This window comes from Gordonia sp. ABKF26, from assembly GCF_041103195.1.
In the GTDB taxonomy this organism is placed as follows: domain Bacteria; phylum Actinomycetota; class Actinomycetes; order Mycobacteriales; family Mycobacteriaceae; genus Gordonia; species Gordonia terrae.
Window position 1 is genome coordinate 1,534,734 of record NZ_JBGCVZ010000003.1, and the last position, 17,519, is coordinate 1,552,252.

Genomic DNA, 17,519 nt, shown 5'->3' on the forward strand with positions numbered 1-17,519 from the left:
CTTCGTTCCCTGGGGGACGGACCCAGATCGCAGGTCAGAGATCGCAGCAGTCGCAACAATCGCAGCAGTCACAGTCGTCGCAGGCCGCATCCTTGTACTTGTCGGTGAAGTGATTCCAATGGTCGGTGCAGCAGGCCTTGCCGAAACAAGAAACACCGATGAAGGGCAGAATCCGTTCGGCGAAGGAACGATTCGGCCTGAACGGCGGCGGGTACGGCCACTCGGTCGGATAACCGAAGGGCCGGTGCGGTGGCCACTGTGTGCGCGAGTCGGCGGTCACCGACATGGCGGCAGAATGAGGGTGCATTCGCTTGTGGATGGCGTGGCGCAGGCCGTCGAGCAGAACCACGCGCAGCAAGCGGTCGTCGGCGAGGGAGAGATCCGCATAGCGCGCCCGGATCGCGGCCGCCAGTCGCCGGCACCGGTCGAGGGCGGTCTCGGGTGACGTGCCGGTCGCGCGGAGTGGGTTGAACCGCCCCTCGGCGTCATCGGAGTCGTAGTCGTCTACCGCGTCGAGCAGGTGCGCGATGCGGCCGAAGTCCGCGCCGATGTCGAGCAGCGGCTCCCGATTGTCGGGGGCGTCGGCGAGCACCGCCGAGGTGGCGAAGACCTGTGCCGCAGCGACCGCCGATGGTTCGATGAGGTCGTCGAGCACCACGCTCGTCGACTCGATCTCCGCCTGCCGCGACAGCGTCGTCATCATGGAATCGATGTCGAGCCGGTCGGCGACCGCGGTGTCGGCCGCTGCGTGCCGGCGCAGATGGTTCCCGGCGTATCCGGCGAGTTTCGCGCGGACCGGCCGGCGGGGCGCGAGCGCGTGGTGTTGCTCGTTGCCGACGTCGGCAGCCTTCGCTGCGGCCAGGGTGAGCGACGCGGTGGTGGCCAGGCGGACGCCCGGTTCGTCGCCGGACACGACTGTCGCCGTGCGCATTCCGCGAAGGGGGCACCGGCCGGCAGTTGTGGAGGCGCACTCCGACGCCGATTGCGCGGCGGTGAGGATCGAGACCATCACCGCGTCGGTGTTGACCGTCAGCCTGCTCGACTGGCCGTGGTTGTCGCGCAGCGAGATACAGACACCGCACAGGTGTGAGCGCCACTGGTCCATCAGATCGTGGTCGAGTGCGTGCCGACAAGGAGTGAGGACTCCGAACATCTGAGAATCAGACCACAGGGCCGGGAGCGTCGCCACGGGATTCATTCGTTCGGCGCAACCACTCTCAACCCGGTCCGCGCGCCCCTCCGATCGATCGGGCGCGAGCGGACAGTGCGTCCCGCAACCACCTCGGCTCCACCACGGCGAAATCGTGATCGAACATCGACGTCCACAGGGCGCGGGTGGCATGTCGATGATCGGCGAAATGGAGTTCGAGGTGACAGCGGTCGCCCGGCCGGGGAATCGTGTCGACGGCGGTGGCGATCATCCCGAGGCGCTCGGCATCGTCGGCGGCGCAGTCGACGACCACGTCGACGGGTTCGAACGAGCTGCGGAACGCGTCGCGGCGTCGTTCCCAGATCGCGGCGAGGTCAACCTCGTCGTCCCGTTGTGCGGGCTCGTCGAGGACCTCGACGTCGCGCATCCTGGAGATGCGGTACATCCGTTCGTCGGAACCCTTGCCCGGTCCGTCCTTCCGGGTGGCGGCCGTCTCGGTGGTCCCCGGGCGTCGTCCGGAGGCGACGAGATACCAGGTGTCACCGGCCACGATGAGTCCGATCGGGTCGAGGACGTGTTCGCGGGCCTCGTCCGCGCCTCGCCGGCGGTAGCGCATGCGTATCCGACGCCCATCGAGGACAGCGGTCTGCACGGCGTCGAGCGACTCGAGTCGCTCGGGTGCGCGGACGAACCCTTCCGGCCGGACCAGAACCCGCTGGGCGGCGCGGACCGCGTGGCCGCGGTGCGCCTCCGGGAGCGCCGCGGTCACCTTTCGCATGGCGCTGGTGAACGCGGGGGAGTCCAACCGGCCCGTCCCGGCCAGGAGGGAGGTCGCCTCGTCGACGGTCAGTCCGGTGAGATCGGTGCGGTATCCGGGCAGGAGTGCAAACCCGCCGTGGCGACCCCGCTCGGCGTACACGGGGACGCCGGACAGAGACAACGCGTCGATGTCACGCAGCACGGTTCGCTCGGAGACCCCGAGCTCGGCGGCCAGCACCGCGGCGGTGACCCGGTCGTGCTTCTTCAGCACCATGAGCAGGGCGATGAGGCGTTCAGCGCGCACGGGGGAGATTCTTCCGGAAAAACATGACAGAAGGTGTCGTGTATCGGGACTTCACTGGTCGACGTACCCGAAACCCCACGAGAGGACGACATCATGAACGCAGCGACCACGAACTCCGCACCCACTCCCGAGGCGACGCCCGCCCTCGACGATCCCCGGCCGGCGTTCCGCGCCGCCACCGCATGGGTCGTGGAACTGCTCGACGGAGTGTCCGACGACCAACTCGACTCGCCGACGCCGTGCGACGAGTTCGACGTCCGAACGCTGTCGGCCCACCTCGTCGCCGTCGCCGAACGCGCGGCCGCGCTGGCCGAGGGTGTCGACATCCGCACGATGGCGTCGATCGCCGAACAGTTCGACGCCCGGACCTACGCGGCCTTCATCGACCAGGCGCTCGACTCATGGTCGGATGACGCCAAGCTCTCCGCGATGGTCCAGGTGCCATGGGGCGAAGTCCCGGGCGCCGGTGCCCTGTGGGGTTATGTCAGTGAAACACTCGTCCACGGCTGGGATCTGGCGGTCGCCACCGCTCGGCCTGCGGAGGCCGACGCCGAACTCGCCGAGACGACGCTCGGGGTGGCACGCCAGTTCATCCCGGCCGCGATCCGCACCGATCCCGGTGTCCCGTTCGGCCCCGTCGTCGAGCCGCGCCCGGAGGCCGGACCCACCGAGCGGCTCGCCAACTGGACCGGCCGGCAGTCGGTGGGATGGGTGGCCTGAAGTACAAAGCGCGACGGCTTCTGCTCCCTGAGGTGCGGGCGGGTCGACTTCGCGCTCCCTGAGGTGCGAGCGGGCCGACTTCGCGCTCCCTGAGGTGCGAGCGGGCCGACTTCGCGCTCCCTGAGGTGCGAGCGGGCCGACTTCGCGCTCCCTGAGGTGCGAGCGAAGCGAGCCTCGAAGGGTCCTGGCGAGATGCGTTGCCGCCCTTCGTGGCTCGTCGCTATCGCTCCTCACACCTCAGGGAGCAGGGATGGGGTGTCTGGCTAGAGCTATGCAACCGGCTCGCAGATGACCACCGGGATCGTCCGCTCCGTCCAGGCAGCGTAGGTGTCGTAGTCGGCATAGGTGTCGACCAGATCCGGCCACAGCTCGGCGCGTTCGGCATCGGTGGCCGTGCGTGCGACGAGGTCGAACTTCTCCTTGCCGAGCTGGATCTCGACCTTCGGGTTGTCCCGGAGGTTGAGGTACCACGCGGGGTGCTTGGCCGAGCCGCCCTGCGACGCCACGACGACGAACGAGTCGCAGCGGCGCAGGTAGATGAGCGGAGCCGTGCGCGGCTGACCCGACTTGCGGCCGATCGTCGTCAGCAGGCACACCGGCGCCGGTTTGCGGAGGCCCGCGCCCACGCGCCACGTGCCGCCGACCCGGCCGCCGGTCGCCTTGTACAGCGCCGTGTTCGCCTTGGAGCCCAGCTTGATGAACTTGCTGACGACAGGTGAATCCAGCTGCGCCGGTTTGTTGTTCGGATCGAAGGCGGGCATCAGATCCGCTCGATGATCGTGCCGGTGGCCATCGCTCCGCCCGCGCACATGGTGATCAGGGCGGTCTGACCGTCCCGGCGTTCCAGCTCGTGCAGTGCGGTCGTGATGAGGCGGGACCCGGTACTGCCCACCGGGTGGCCGAGGGCGATGGCGCCGCCGTTGACGTTCACCTTGTCCATGTCCGCGCCGTGGACCTGAGCCCAGCTCAGCACCACCGACGCGAACGCCTCGTTGATCTCGACGACGTCGATGTCGGACAACGACATCCCCGACTTCGCCAGCACCCGTTCGGTCGCCTGGACCGGACCGTCGAGGTGGAAGTGCGGCTCCGCGCCGACGAGTGCCTGCGACCGGATGCGAGCACGCGGCGTCAGGCCCAGCTCGCGTGCCCTGGACTCGTCCATGATCAGCACCGCGGCCGCGCCGTCGGAGATCTGCGACGAAGTGCCCGCGGTGTGGATGCCACCCTCGAGGACGGGCTTGAGTGCCGACAACGACTCGAGGGTGGTGTCACGCAGACCCTGGTCCCGGCTGACGTCCAGGATGTTGCCGGTGAGCTCGCCCTCCTTGGTCCGCTCGGGAGCCTTCAGTGTCAACACCTCGCGATCGAAGCGGCCCTCGTCCCACGCCTGGCGCGCGAGGCGCTGGCTGCGCTCGCCGAGTCCGTCGATGTCGGCGCGTGTGATGCCGCGGCGTTTCGCGATGCGCTCGGCGGCCTCGAACTGATTGGGCATGTCGACGTCCCACGACTCGGCGTGGTACGGCCCGGCGTCGGTGCCGACGTTGGCCCCCAGCGGGACGACCGACATCGTCTCCACGCCACAGGCCAGACCGATTTCTATCGCGTCGGAGGCGATCAGCCCGGCGATCAGATGGTTGGCCTGCTGCGCCGAACCGCACTGGGCGTCGATGGTGGTGGCGCCCGTCGCCTCGGCAAGGCCCGCCGACAGCCACGCCTTGCGGGTGATGTTGCCGGCCTGCGCGCCGGCCTGGGTGACACAACCGCCGATGACCTGCTCGACGAGTGCGGGATCGATGCCGGCCTTGTCGAGGACCCCGCGCTGGGTCATGCCGAGGAGCTCCTCGGCATGTAGTCCTGACAGCCATCCGCCACGCTTGCCGATCGGCGTACGCGCCGCCTCCACGATGACCGGAACGCCCATGGTCACTCCTTCGTTGGTCTCGGTGAACTCCGTTGCCCACCGGGTATGGCCCGACGACAGGGCGTCGAGGCCGCTGAGATCACGCTAGAACACGTTCTATGTTTGCGTCTATGGTGGGTCCGGAAGGCGTCCCCCGATGACACCTCGGGACGCGGTCCGGCGTCGTACGACTGCGCTGCACGATGGCGAACATGGTCGGATCTGCGGAGCAACGCTGCTGGTGGGGGCAACAAGCCGGGAACAAAACTAGAACAAGTTCTCGTCTGGGGGTGTCGAATGGGTCACAGTGTGCTTCAATGTGATTGAAACAGGTTCTAAATCTCACAGCGAGGTGGTGTGACGTGACCCAGGCCCAGAGCGCCCCGATCGGCAGCGAGCCGACCACGGCGGATTCTGCGCACGCGAGCCCTCCCGACGTCGTCGCGGAGTGCCCGTTCATGCAGCAGGAAGGGTGGGATTTCACCAACCCTGATCTGCTCGAAAAGGGAATCCCCGTGCAGGAATTCGCGCAACTGCGCAAGACCGCACCCGTCTGGTGGAATGCCCAGGCGCCCGGAAAGGGCGGCGGGTTCCACGATGGTGGCTACTGGGTGATCTCCAAGCACGCCCACGTCCGCGAGATCTCGAAGAACAACGACGACTGGGAAACCAACGCCAACGGCGTGATCATGCGTTTCGAGGACGACATGACCGCCGATCAGATCGAGATCACCAAGGCGCTGCTGATCAACCACGATCCGCCGGAGCACACACGCCTGCGCAAGCTGGTCTCCAAGTTGTTCACGCCGCGTGCCGTGCACTCCCTCGAGGAGAAGCTCGACGATGCCGCACGTGAGATCGTCAGGCGGGCCGCGGAGAAGGGCAGCGGCGACTTCGTCAAGGACGTCGCCGTCGACCTCCCGCTGCTGGCGATCGCGGATCTGCTCGGTGTGCCCGAGGTGGACCGGGAGAAGCTGTTCGACTGGTCGAACTCGATGATGAACGCCGACGACCCGGACTACACCACCGATCCGCAGCAGGCGAATGCCGAGATCCTCGGCTACGGCTACACGATGGCCGAGGAGAAGCGCAAGAATCCCGGCGAGGACATCGTCACCACGCTGGTGAACGCCGACATCGACGGGCAGGCGCTCGACGAGACGGAGTTCGGGTTCTTCTTCATCCTCCTGACCGTGGCCGGCAACGAGACCACCCGTAACGCCATCAGCCACGGGATGAACGCGTTCCTGGACAACCCCGACCAGTGGGAGCTGTTCAAGAAGGAGCGCCCGGCGACCGCGGTCGACGAGATCGTCCGATGGGCGACCCCGGTGAACTGCTTCCAGCGGACTGCCAAGCGGGACACGCAGATCGGCGGCGTCCACATCGCGAAGGGCGAGCGCGTCGGTATGTTCTACGGCTCGGCGAACTACGACGAGGACGTCTTCGACGATCCGTTCTCGTTCAACATCATGCGTGACCCGAACCCGCACGTCGGGTTCGGCGGCAACGGTGCGCACTTCTGCGTCGGCGCGAACCTCGCGCGGATGGAGATCAACCTGATGTTCAACGCGCTCGCCGACATGGTGCCCGACATCACCAAGCTCGACGCCCCGCGCCGCCTGCGGCACGGTTGGATCAACGGGGTCAAGGAACTCCGCGTCGACTACGGCACGAAGTGACCGCAGCGGAGGAGACCGCCGGACAGCAGTCGCCGGCCTACCTCGGCATCGACCGGGAGAATCATCCCGCAGTCGTGGCAGGTCGTCGTTCGCGTGAGTTCGTGGCGTCACGGGACAAGCAGGCGTGGATCGACAACTTCGCCGTCGACGCCACGGTGGAGGACCCGGTCGGTCCGTCGATGTTCGATCCGGACGGCGCCGGATTCCGTGGGCACGAGGCGATCTCCGAGTTCTGGGACAAGTCGATCGGGACGACCGAGAACATCGACTTCCGGTTCGACGAGGAGATCATCTGCGGGAACGAGGTCGCCTACATCGGCAGCATCGTCACCCACATCGCCGGCCACGTCTCCGAGGCGCGGGGAGTCTTCACGTATCGGGCCGACGCCGAGGGGAAGCTGTCGGCACTGCGCGCCTTCTGGGAAGTGGAGAAGACCATCAACTCGGTGCGCAAGGCCTGATCGGCGCACGAGTAGCCCACCGCGGGCGGGACAGGTGACGACCACCTGTCCCGCCCGCGGTGTTTGTCAGTGACGGTGCCTGTGAGCCATCGGACGTTTACACCGGAGTCGCATCGGCGCACGATGAGGTGCGTAAAGGTCGGCGATCGGCACCGGAAGGACGGACGATGAGGGCACTGCACCGAACACGGAACTACCTTCGCGCGATGGGGCGGGCTCGACGGCATCGCGCCGAACTCGTCGGCCATCTGGCACGACGCCCCCTCGTCGCCGGCGCAACAATGGGCATGGAATCGGCACTGCTGCTGTCGAATCGGATGGACCCGAAACTCAAGGAACTCGCCGAGCTCAAGGCGGCCGGCCTGGTCAGCTGCGAGTTCTGCCTCGACATCGGTTCGGCACTCGCGACGGGAGCGGGCATCACCGAGCAGCAACTCCGCGATCTGCCGCGGTATCGCGAGTCGGGTGCGTACACCGATCTGGAGAAGCTCGTCATCGGCTACGCCGAGGCGATGACCCTGACCCCCGCAGTGGGCGAGGACCTCGCCGAGCTGCGGGGTCGGCTGGCCGAACATCTGTCGGAGACCCAGATCGTCGAGCTCGCGATGACCGTCGCATGGGAGAACCAGCGGGCTCGGCTGAACCAGTCACTGGGCGTTCGGCCGACCGGGATGTCCGACGGCCTCGCCTGCGCTGTGCCCGAACGCATGTCGTAGCAGTCATGCGCACATGGCGCGCATGACTGCTACGAGAACGGATCAGTGGAGGGGCTTGTCGGCCCCGACGAGCCACATCGAGAAGTACTGCGAGCCACCACCATAGGCGTGACCCAGCGCCTTGCGCGCATCGGCGACCTGGTGGTCGCCCGCCTTGCCCATGACCTGGATGGCTGCCTCGGCGAAACGGATCATGCCCGATGCGCCGATCGGGTTCGACGACAACACACCGCCCGACGCGTTGAGCGGGAGGCGGCCGCCGATCTCGGTGTCACCCGATTCGGTGAGCTTCCAACCCTCGCCCTCGGCGACGAAGCCGAGGTTCTCCAACCACATCGGCTCGAACCACGAGAAGGGGACGTAGATCTCGGCGGCGTCGATCTCGTCGAGCGGATTGCTGATGCCACCGGCCTTCCACAGCGCGGCGGCGGCGTCGCGCCCGGCTTGGGGACTCACGACGTTGCGGTGCGCATAGGACAGCGGTTCGGTGCGCATCGCGGTGGCGTGAATCCACGCCACCGGGTCACCCGCGGCCACGGCCGCATCGGCGACATCCTCGCTGCCGATCACCACCGCGCAGGCGCCGTCCGACGACGGGCAGGTCTCGTCGTAGCGGATCGGGTCCCACAGCATCTGCGAGCTCATGACCTTCTCGACGGTCTGATCCGGTTGATGCAGGTGCGCAAGGGGATTCAGCGCGCCGTTACGACGGTCCTTGGCGGCGACCATCGCGCCGATGTGCTCGGGAGCCCCGGACTGCCGGATGTAGGCGCGTACGTGCGGTGCGAAGAATCCGCCCGCGCCCGCACCGACCGGTTTGGTGAAGGGCACCGGGATCGACAGGGCCCACATCGCGTTGGACTCCGACTGCTTCTCCCACGCGACCGCGAGGACTCTCTTGTGCACGCCCGCGAAGACCAGCGACGCGGCCACGTTGGCCGTCGACCCGCCGACCGAGCCGGCCGTGTGCACGCGGATGAGGCGTTTGCCGACCGCGCCGATGGCCTCGGCCATCGCGAGCTCGGGCATCATCGACCCCTCGAACAGGTCGGGCGCCTTGCCGATGACGATCGCGTCGATGTCGTCGAGCGAGACCTTCGAGTCGATCAGCGCGGCGTCGATGGCCTCGCGGACCATGCCGGCCATCGTGACATCGGACCGTTTGGCGACGTATCGTGTCTGCCCGGTGCCCAGCACCGCGGCACGGTTGTTGTGTCCCATCAGTTCCCGGCCCCCTCGTTGTTCTGGGCACTCAGTGTGACCACCATGTTCTGCTGCAGCAGCGGGCCGCTCGACGCATGGGCGAGCGCGGTGCCCGCGTTGCCGCCGAGGATCTCGTGCGCGGCGTAGCCGATGCGCTGCAGGCCGGCCGAGAACAGCGAATTGCCGGCGAGGGAACCGCCGGACGGGTTGATCCGCACCGAGTCCGGAAGGCCGAGTGCGTTGCGGACGATGATCTCCTGATGCGTGTACGACGCGTTGATCTCGGCGACGTCGACCGCACGGCTGCGATCGCCGAACGCGGTGTCGCCGGCCAGCTTCGTCGACGGGGAGAGGGTGAGGTCGCGTGCCCCGAAGTTGGGGGTGTCGATCCGATGGTCCCATCCGGTGACGAATGCCGGATTGGCGACGAGTTCACGCGCCTTGCGCTCACTGGCGATGACGACCGCGGCGGCGGCGTCGGTGTACGGCGCGATGTCGTGCGCCCGTAGCGGATTCGCGACGTAGTCGCGGCCGAGAAGCTCGTCGACCGAGCCGCCGAAGGTGCGGGCGCCGATCGTCGCCATGTCTTCTTCGGTCCACACCCCGGCGTCGATCCCGGCTCGCGCCTGCAGCGCGCCGAGCGACCGGGCGTCGGGGTGCAGGGGAGCGACCGTGTAGGGGTCGGTCTGCAGGATCAGGGTCTGATCCGCATTGCCGGCGGTGGCCTTGCCGAAACCGTAGGCGAGCGCGAGGTCGACCTCACCGGTGGCGATCTTGACCCACGCCTCGTAGAGCGCCCATGCGCCGTCCATCTCGACGTGTGACTCGTTGATGGGCGGCATGGCGCCGATCGAATCGATCGCCGAGATGAAGGAGAACGCGCGGCCGGCAAGGTAATCCGACGATCCGCTGCACCAGAACTCGATGTCGGTGCGAGCGATGCCGAGCTCGGCGTAGAGCTTCTCGAAGCACGGGATCAGCATCTCGACACCGTTGGTGGTGCCGTGGGTGCCGGCGACATTGGGGCTGTGCGCGAAACCGATGATCGCGATCGGGGGCAGTGTCATCAGAGGTGGTCCTTGTAGGTCTCGTACTCGGCGTCCGGTTCCCCGGTGGGCGCGAAGTGGCTGATGTTGCCGATCGAGTGCTCCCATTCGTCCTCGGGGAGCCAGACGGCCTTGACGCGCATGCCCATTCGGACCTCGGCGGCCTCGATGTCGAGGATCAGGTGGAGGAACGGGATGTCCGCGCCGTCGAGGAGCACGTAGGCGGCGACGTACGGAGGCTTGATCCGCTGACCCTGGAAGGGCACGTTGACGATGCAGAACGTGGTGACGATGCCGGTGTGGGCGAGTTCGACTCGTTCCACCGCGGGGGAACCGTCGGCCGGGCTGACGCCACGGGGCGGGAAGTACACGCGTCCGGCGTCGACACCCGAACCGATACGGGTCCCGATCAGCTTGCCCGCCTTCAGCCCTTCGAGGTAGACAGACTCCTCCTCGTTGGCCGAGTGGATGATCTCGGTGCTGACCGGGGTGGGGATGACGAGAAGGCCGGTGTCGGCACCCTTGGGTGCCTCGGCGGTGTTGGCAGGGGCGGTGGCCGGCTCCTCGCCGGGGGCGAAGTGGGCGATGTCGTCGATGCGGCCGATACGAGCCGCGCCGAACACCGCGTGGACCCGCATCCCGGTCGACATCTCGTCGGGGGAGTCGACCGAGATCGCATGCAGCAGAGTCGTGTCCGCGCCGTCGAGGCGGATGAGCGCCCATGCGAACGGCTTGTCCAGTGGCTGGCCCGGTACCGGCTCGGGGTTCCAGGTCCACGTGGTCACCGTACCCACGGCCGACACCTCGACGAACTCCGTTGACTGCGCGCCGGTGACGGGGTCGAACTCGACCGGAGGGACCGCGACCTTGCCGTCGCTGACTCTCGAGCCGATGATCCGACCGTCGCGCAGGGCGAGTGCGAACTGACTGAGAACCGGACCCAGAGACCTGGTGTAGTCGAACGAGTTGGTCAGGGGAGCGGTCAGGATGGGGGACTTCGGCTCGGGCACCTCGGCAACGGGACTCGGGGCGGCCGGAGACGTTACGCTCATGCTCACATCTCGAGTAGAACACGTTCTAGTATTGGACACAAGGTGCATGTCAGGCCGTGGGAACGCGCGGCCGGGCGAAAGGGGAGTGGGAGTGAAGCTCGGTCTGCAACTGGGGTACTGGGGCGCCGACCCCATCCCGAACGCGCCGGAACTGATCGCCGCCGCGGAGGAATGTGGCTTCGACGCCGTGTTCACCGCGGAGTCGTGGGGATCGGATGCGTACACGCCGCTGGCGTGGTGGGGTGCCGCGACCTCGCGTCTGCGACTGGGCACCGCGGTGGCCCAGCTGTCGGCGCGACCGCCGACCTCGCTCGCCATGCACGCGCTGACCCTCGACCATCTCTCCGGCGGCCGGCACATCGTCGGACTCGGGGTGTCGGGACCGCAGGTCGTGGAGGGTTGGTACGGCGAACCGTTCGCCCAACCGCTGGCGCGCACGAGAGAGTACGTGCGCGTGGTGCGGGACGTGCTCGCCCGCCAGGACAAGGTGACCAACCCCGGTCCGCACTATCCGCTGCCGTATCCGGCTGACGCACCGGGGTCGACCGGCCTCGGGAAACCGTTGAAGCCGATCACCCACCCGCTGCGCGCCGATGTGCCGATCTGGCTGGGCGCCGAGGGCCCGAAGAACGTCGCGCAGACCGCCGAGATCGCCGACGGCTGGCTCGCCATCTTCTTCAGCCTCGGCCTCGCCGACCAGTACAACGCCTGGCTCGACGAGGGATTCGCCCGCCCGGGTGCGCGCCGGTCGCGCAGCGACTTCGAGGTGGCCGCGACCGTGCAGGTCGTCATCACCGACGACGTCGCGGCCGCCATCGACCGGTACCGGCCGTCGACGGCGCTCTACGTCGGCGGAATGGGCGCCAAGGAGAAGAACTTTCACGCCGAGCTGTACAAGCGGATGGGTTACGGCGACGCCGTCGACGAGATCGTGAGCCTGTTCCTGAGCGGGAAGAAGGCCGAGGCGATGGCCGCGGTGCCCGACGAGATGGTCCGCGAGACGATGCTGGTCGGGACCGCCGACGAGGTGCGCGCGCAGATCAAGGAGTGGGAGGCGGCCGGGGTCACCATGCTCATGGTCACCGCGCGCGACGCCGAGACGATCCGCGAACTGGCGACGCTGGTGTGATTCGGCCATAGAATTCACCCCGTGCGACACGGTGATCACGATCCTCGTTGTGAGGGCGCAGACCACGAACGGGGCGGCCTCCCGGCGGGAAGGCAGAACAACACGTCCGACCGGATGCCGTCGGGAATGCGCCGCATCGGCAATTTTCGCTTCTTCTACGAGGGTGAGAAGTGGGAGTGGTCGGATGAGGTCGCCGCGCTGCACGGCTACGCACCGGGTGAGGTGGAACCGACCACCGAGCTGATGCGCCGCCACAAGCACCCCGAGGACCGTGCCCACTTCGACGCGGTGATGGCCGAGATACTCACCAATCACGCGCCGTTCTCGAGCCGTCACCGCATCGTCGACACGTCGGGGCGCGTCCGACCGGTGGCGGTCATCGCCCACTCCATCACCGACGCAACCGGTGTGCCCATCGGCACCGAGGGTTTCTATCTCGACCTGACCGACGCCGAACTGGCCGCGGTGCAGCGGCGGGTCGACGATCAGGTCCGGGCCTTCCGGGACAGCAGCGGGGTGATCGAGCAGGCGAAGGGCATGCTCATGCTGGTGTACGGAGTCAACGCCGACCGGGCGTTCGATGTGCTCCGCTGGCGCTCGCAGCAGGAGAACGTCAAGATCCGGGATGTCGCGGCCGCGCTCGTCGTCGAGATCCAGGCGGGACTCTCCGTGGAGGACCACCAGCGTCGGCGCCTCGACGAGATCGTGCTGCGTCCCCGGCAGGCGTCGGGGGACTGACCGGTGCTCTCCGGCCCCACCGCGCGCCTCGCTCGCTAGCGCGCAGAGTCGGACTGTGCGTCGACTGGGCGTCGGCTTTCGTCGACTGGGCGTCGTTTGGCGTTGATTGTGCGCCGAAGTGACTACTCGCCGGTGAACTCGGGTGTGCGCTTCTCAGCGAAGGCGCGCGGGCCGACCTTGGCGTCCTTGGACTTGAAGACCGAGATGCCGATCTTCGCGTCGATCTCGAAGGCGTCGAGTTCGTGCAGGCCCTCGGTGTCGCGGATGGTCTTCAGGATTCCCTGTACCGCGAGCGGACCGTTGGCCGCGATCTTCTCGGCGAGCTCGAGGGCTTTGTCGAGCGCGGCGCCGTCGTCGACGACGTGGCCGATCAGGCCGTACTCCAGGGCCTCCCGCGCGGTGACGTGGCGACCGGTCAGCAGGATGTCGCAGGCGACGGTGTACGGGATCTGCCGGACGAGCCGGACGGCGCTGCCGCCCATGGGGTAGAGCCCCCAGCGCGCCTCGGAGACACCGAACTTCGCGCTCTCGCCGGCGATCCGGATGTCGGTGCCCTGCAGGATCTCGGTGCCGCCGGCGATCGCCGGTCCCTCCACCGCGGCGATCAGCGGCTTGGTGAGGCGGCGTCCCTTGAGCAGCGCGGGCAGCGACGCCGGATTCCAGGCGCCGGAGTCCACCGTGTCGCCGGGTGCGTTCTTGTTCATGCTCTTCAGGTCGGCGCCCGCACAGAAGTATCCGCCGGCGCCGGTGAGGATGGCCACGCGGATGTCGGGGTCGGCATCGACCTGATCCCACGCCTCCGTCATGATCCGCATCATCTCCGTCGACAGCGCGTTGCGCGCCTCCGGGCGGTTCATCGTCACGATGAGGATGTGCCCGCACTTCTCGACGAGGCACTCGGGTGCCTTCTCGGTGACGGACTCGGCGGGGGTTGTTGTGGTCATCGCTGCGCTCCGGTCTCGCTGTGCTCAGGTGATCGCGGCGGCAGTGGATTGCCGCTTGCCCAGAACGATAACACGTTCTAATTTTGATCCCATGGCCTACACGATCGCCGACCTCATCGAGCATGCCGTCGACCTGGTTCCCGAGCGCATCGCGCTCGAGTCCGGCGACCGCACGCTCTCCTACGCCGAGCTGGAGGCGCGGTCGAACGCCCTCGCCCACACACTGCGCGAACTGGGTGTCAAGCCGGGTGACCGAGTGGGGTTGTACAGCCGGAACACCATCGAATCGGTCGAGGCGATGGTCGCCATCTTCAAGGCGCGCGCGGTGATGGTCAACGTCAACTACCGCTACGTCGAAGCCGAACTCGAGCACATCTTCACCGACTCCGGGATGAAGGTGCTCATCCACGAGCGCGGCTTCGCCACCCGCGTCTGCAACACGTTGCCGCGCTCACCCGAACTCGAGCACCGCATCGCCATCGAGGACGGGTCCGACGAGGATCTCTGCTGCGACGGACACGGCGACGCCATCCGGTACGAGGAAGCGATCGCGGGATCGTCGACCGAACGCGACTTCGAGGACCGCAGCGACGACGACCTGTACATGCTCTACACCGGTGGGACCACCGGGAAGCCCAAGGGTGTCGTGTGGCGTCAGGTGGACGTCTGGCGTGTGCTCGGTGGCGGAATCGACTGGTACACCAGCGAACCCGTCCCCGACGAGTGGCATCTCGCCAAGACCGGCGCCGACGGCGGGCAGCTCGTCCGGTACCCGATCCCGCCGTTCATCCATGGCGGATCGCAGTGGGCGATCTTCCAGTCGCTGTTCGCCGGCGGAAAAGCGGTGGTGTACCCCGAGTTCAGCGGCTCGGCCGCGTGGGACATCGTCGAACGCCACAAGGTCAACGTCGTGTTCATCACCGGAGACGCCATGGGACGTCCCATGATCGAGGCGCTGGAGAACGGCGACGAGCGCGATCTGTCGAGTGTGCTGTCGGTCGCGTCATCGGCCTGCCTCTTCTCGCCGAGCGTGAAAGAACAGTTCCTCGACCGCTTTCCGAACGCAGTCGTCATCGATGCCATCGGGTCGTCGGAGACCGGCTTCGGTGGAATGGGAGTCGTCGAGAAGGGCACCCCGCACACCGGTGGTCCACGGGTGAAGGCCGACAGCGAGACCCACGTCCTCCGGGAGGACGGCACACCCGTCGAGGCGGGGAGTGGCGAGGTGGGGGTGCTCGCGCGCTCCGGACATGTGCCACTGCGCTACCACAACGATCCGGAGAAGTCGGCCAAGACATTCAAGGTCTTCGACGGCGTGCGGTACTCGCTGCCCGGCGACAATGCGGTCCTCGAGGCCGACGGGACGATCACCATGCTCGGCCGCGGGTCGGTGTCGATCAACACCGGCGGCGAGAAGGTGTTCCCCGAGGAGGTCGAGGGCGCGCTCAAGGCCCACCCGGACGTGTTCGACACCGTCGTGGTGGGAGTGGCCGACGATCGATGGGGCCAGCGCGTCGCCGCGGTGATCGCCACCCGCGACGGGGCGCGGCCGACGCTCACGAGTCTCAACGACGTCGTGCGGAAAGAGCTCGCGGGCTACAAATGCCCGCGCAGCGTGTGGTTCGTGGACGAGATCAAGCGTTCTCCCGCAGGCAAACCCGACTACCGATGGGGAGCGTCGGTCACCGCCGAGCGTCCCGCCGACGAGGCGCAGTAGAGCGCCGGAAGCGAGCTGACAACAATGCGTACTGAACTGGCCGAGAAGTTCGGCATCGAATACCCGATCTTCGGGTTCACACCCAGCCAGGACGTGGCGGCGGCGATCAGTCGCGCCGGCGGACTCGGCGTGCTGGGATGCGTCCGCTTCAACGAGGCCGACGAGCTCGACGAGGTCCTGGAGTGGATGCACGAGAACACCGACGGCAAGCCCTTCGGCGTCGATGTGGTGATGCCCGCCAAGATCCCCACCGAGGGTTCCAAGGTCGACCTCGACTCGATGATCCCGCCCGAGCACCGGGCGTTCGTCGAGCGCACGCTCGACGATCTGGGTGTGCCGCCGCTGCCCCGTGGTGATCGTGTCGACGCCGGTGTGCTCGGCTGGCTGCACTCGGTCGCGCGGTCCCACGTCGACATCTCGATGGAGCATCGTCGGAAATACGGGCAGATCAAACTGATCGCCAACGCCCTGGGGTCGCCGCCGCCCGACGTCATCCAGACCGCGCACGACAACGGCGTGCTGGTGGCCGCACTGGCAGGCGCGAAAGATCATGCGCTGCATCACGTCGAGGCCGGCGTGGACATCGTCATCGCGCAGGGTTACGAGGGTGGTGGGCACACCGGTGAGGTCACCTCGATGATCCTGTGGCCCGAACTCGTCGACGCGGTCGGCGACACCGCCCCCGTTCTCGCGGCCGGTGGCGTCGGTAGCGGTCGTCAGATCGCCGCCGCGATCGCGCTGGGTGCCCAGGGTGTGTGGATGGGCACGTACTGGCTGACGGCCGCGGAGTACAAGCTCGGCGTGCCGGAGGGCTCGGACAAGCCGTCGACCGTTCAGCAGGCGCTGCTCAAGGCGACGTCGCGCGACACCGTGCGCCGCCGGATCTACTCGGGAAAGCCTGCGCGACTGCTGAAGACGGCCTGGACGGATGCGTGGGACGCCGAATCGGCGCCCGAACCGCTGCCGATGCCGCTGCAGAACCTACTCGTCGCCGAGGCGCACGCACGGATCTCGCAGGCCGACAACCCCGACGTCGTCGCCATGCCCGCCGGGCAGATCGTCGGACGCTGCAACGCCATCACGCCGGTGGCCGATCTGATCGCCGATCTCGTCAGCGAGTACGACGAGGCCGTCGGCCGGATGAACAAGACGCTGGGCGGTTAGCGGACCGGTGCGGCGACGTCACGTCAGCGGACATCGGCACGCAAGAATTTCGGATGATCCAGGCGCCAGGTGATCATCGCCGCGACCACCGCGACCACGGCCAACGTCAGCAGTGAGTTCCGTTCGTCGAAGGCGTTGAACAGCAGGCCACCGAATCCGGCACCGGCCAGGAATCCGGCGTAGGTGCTCAGGTGAGCGACCCATCCCCACCGCTTGGCGCCGGCCACGTGCAACCCGGCACCCTGGCCGATCTTCACCAGCGTGCCGGTCACATACGACAGGGGCATGACGACCTCGCCCTTGCGGCTGATCGAGGTGTTGAGTGCGCCGAGACCGAAGGCCAGGCAGAGGACCGGGCCGGCGCCGAATTCGCGATTGCCGTTCTCGAGGCCGATGTCGATGAGCCACGCCGCGATCGTCGAACCCGCGGTCAGCATCGTCGCCCCGTGCCGGGCCTTGCGCCACACATACATTCGCGCCAAGGTGGCCACGAACACCCCGAGAACGAACACCACCACGGTGAGCAGCGCGGTGAAGCCGAGCCGGTGCGCCCCCTTGACGTGTTCGAGCACCAGCCGTTCGCTGTTGCCCGTCATGAAGGTGACGTACCAGCCGGAGGAGTACAGCCATGCCGCGGCGCCGGTGGCGCCGGCCAGCGCGGCGAGGACGGCGGCGAGAACCATCTCTCGCCCGTCGTAGAAGGGACCCAGCAATTCCTTTCGGGTTGATTCGCTGCGAGGGTCGGAAGTGGATGCGGTGCGTTCGACAACGGTCATCGGGTCGGCTCCCAGTCCTGTCGGTAGGGCTGTGGTCGTGATCGGCATTCGAACG

The 17,519-nt window shown here is 67.5% G+C and carries 17 protein-coding genes; 8 read left to right on the forward strand and 9 right to left on the reverse strand.

Annotated elements, in window-relative coordinates:
* Positions 1-34: 34 nt before the first annotated feature.
* Positions 35-1,153, reverse strand: a complete 1,119-nt coding sequence (locus tag AB4Z55_RS07525) for a DUF5685 family protein (RefSeq protein WP_354560922.1) — start codon at positions 1,151-1,153, stop codon at positions 35-37.
* A gap of 64 nt (positions 1,154-1,217) precedes the next feature.
* Entirely contained in the window at positions 1,218-2,213 is a 996-nt protein-coding gene (locus tag AB4Z55_RS07530) for a WYL domain-containing protein (RefSeq protein ID WP_354560920.1), read from the reverse strand.
* 93 nt (positions 2,214-2,306) lie between these two features.
* Between AB4Z55_RS07530 and AB4Z55_RS07535 the strand changes: the two genes are divergently transcribed.
* Positions 2,307-2,933, forward strand: a complete 627-nt coding sequence (locus tag AB4Z55_RS07535; protein WP_354560918.1) for a TIGR03086 family metal-binding protein — start codon at positions 2,307-2,309, stop codon at positions 2,931-2,933.
* Between the two features lie 269 nt (positions 2,934-3,202).
* Here AB4Z55_RS07535 and AB4Z55_RS07540 read toward each other — a convergent pair whose 3' ends face one another.
* A complete protein-coding gene (locus AB4Z55_RS07540) occupies positions 3,203-3,694 on the reverse strand; it encodes a nitroreductase family deazaflavin-dependent oxidoreductase (RefSeq protein WP_354560917.1) in 492 nt (163 codons plus the stop codon).
* On the reverse strand, positions 3,694-4,857 hold the full coding sequence (locus AB4Z55_RS07545) for a steroid 3-ketoacyl-CoA thiolase (RefSeq protein ID WP_004022065.1): 1,164 nt from the start codon (positions 4,855-4,857) through the stop codon (positions 3,694-3,696). The genes AB4Z55_RS07540 and AB4Z55_RS07545 overlap by 1 nt, the downstream gene beginning before the upstream one ends.
* 341 nt (positions 4,858-5,198) lie before the next feature.
* On the opposite strand from AB4Z55_RS07545, the gene AB4Z55_RS07550 reads away from it, so the two are divergent.
* The 3 genes from AB4Z55_RS07550 to AB4Z55_RS07560 all read left to right on the forward strand — a co-directional run bounded on the left by AB4Z55_RS07550 (position 5,199) and on the right by AB4Z55_RS07560 (position 7,695).
* Positions 5,199-6,518, forward strand: a complete 1,320-nt coding sequence (locus AB4Z55_RS07550; protein ID WP_004022064.1) for a cytochrome P450 — start codon at positions 5,199-5,201, stop codon at positions 6,516-6,518.
* Positions 6,515-6,979, forward strand: a complete 465-nt coding sequence (locus AB4Z55_RS07555) for a nuclear transport factor 2 family protein (RefSeq protein ID WP_004022063.1) — start codon at positions 6,515-6,517, stop codon at positions 6,977-6,979. The genes AB4Z55_RS07550 and AB4Z55_RS07555 overlap by 4 nt, the downstream gene beginning before the upstream one ends.
* A gap of 167 nt (positions 6,980-7,146) precedes the next feature.
* Positions 7,147-7,695 (forward strand): carboxymuconolactone decarboxylase family protein, encoded by a 549-nt coding sequence (locus tag AB4Z55_RS07560; RefSeq protein ID WP_033205059.1) that lies wholly within the window; start codon positions 7,147-7,149, stop codon positions 7,693-7,695.
* Between the two features lie 42 nt (positions 7,696-7,737).
* On the opposite strand, the gene AB4Z55_RS07565 is transcribed toward AB4Z55_RS07560, so the two are convergent.
* The 3 genes from AB4Z55_RS07565 to AB4Z55_RS07575 are packed head-to-tail and all read right to left on the reverse strand — an operon-like array spanning position 7,738 to position 10,996.
* Positions 7,738-8,916, reverse strand: a complete 1,179-nt coding sequence (locus AB4Z55_RS07565; protein WP_004022061.1) for a thiolase domain-containing protein — start codon at positions 8,914-8,916, stop codon at positions 7,738-7,740.
* Positions 8,916-9,965, reverse strand: coding sequence for a thiolase domain-containing protein (locus AB4Z55_RS07570; protein ID WP_354560915.1), 1,050 nt, complete (start codon positions 9,963-9,965; stop codon positions 8,916-8,918). The genes AB4Z55_RS07565 and AB4Z55_RS07570 overlap by 1 nt, the downstream gene beginning before the upstream one ends.
* Positions 9,965-10,996 carry an OB-fold domain-containing protein gene (locus tag AB4Z55_RS07575; protein ID WP_354560913.1) on the reverse strand — a complete coding sequence of 344 codons (1,032 nt, stop codon included), beginning with the start codon at positions 10,994-10,996 and terminating at the stop codon, positions 9,965-9,967. Before AB4Z55_RS07575 ends, AB4Z55_RS07570 begins: the two co-directional genes overlap by 1 nt.
* A 91-nt stretch (positions 10,997-11,087) precedes the next feature.
* Here AB4Z55_RS07575 and AB4Z55_RS07580 point away from each other — a divergent pair, with 91 nt between their 5' ends.
* Positions 11,088-12,125, forward strand: a complete 1,038-nt coding sequence (locus tag AB4Z55_RS07580) for an LLM class F420-dependent oxidoreductase (RefSeq protein WP_004022058.1) — start codon at positions 11,088-11,090, stop codon at positions 12,123-12,125.
* 21 nt (positions 12,126-12,146) lie between these two features.
* Positions 12,147-12,863, forward strand: coding sequence for a PAS and ANTAR domain-containing protein (locus AB4Z55_RS07585; protein ID WP_354560912.1), 717 nt, complete (start codon positions 12,147-12,149; stop codon positions 12,861-12,863).
* Between the two features lie 122 nt (positions 12,864-12,985).
* On the opposite strand, the gene AB4Z55_RS07590 is transcribed toward AB4Z55_RS07585, so the two are convergent.
* Positions 12,986-13,807 carry a crotonase/enoyl-CoA hydratase family protein gene (locus AB4Z55_RS07590; RefSeq protein WP_354560910.1) on the reverse strand — a complete coding sequence of 274 codons (822 nt, stop codon included), beginning with the start codon at positions 13,805-13,807 and terminating at the stop codon, positions 12,986-12,988.
* A gap of 91 nt (positions 13,808-13,898) precedes the next feature.
* Between AB4Z55_RS07590 and AB4Z55_RS07595 the strand changes: the two genes are divergently transcribed.
* The gene (locus tag AB4Z55_RS07595; RefSeq protein WP_354560909.1) at positions 13,899-15,524 is read left to right on the forward strand and encodes an acyl-CoA synthetase; all 1,626 of its coding nucleotides are present in this window, start codon (positions 13,899-13,901) and stop codon (positions 15,522-15,524) included.
* A 24-nt stretch (positions 15,525-15,548) separates the two neighbouring features.
* A complete protein-coding gene (locus AB4Z55_RS07600; RefSeq protein WP_354560907.1) occupies positions 15,549-16,688 on the forward strand; it encodes a nitronate monooxygenase family protein in 1,140 nt (379 codons plus the stop codon).
* A gap of 23 nt (positions 16,689-16,711) precedes the next feature.
* On the opposite strand, the gene AB4Z55_RS07605 is transcribed toward AB4Z55_RS07600, so the two are convergent.
* Entirely contained in the window at positions 16,712-17,464 is a 753-nt protein-coding gene (locus AB4Z55_RS07605; RefSeq protein ID WP_101819887.1) for a DUF1275 family protein, read from the reverse strand.
* Positions 17,465-17,519 lie beyond the last annotated feature (55 nt).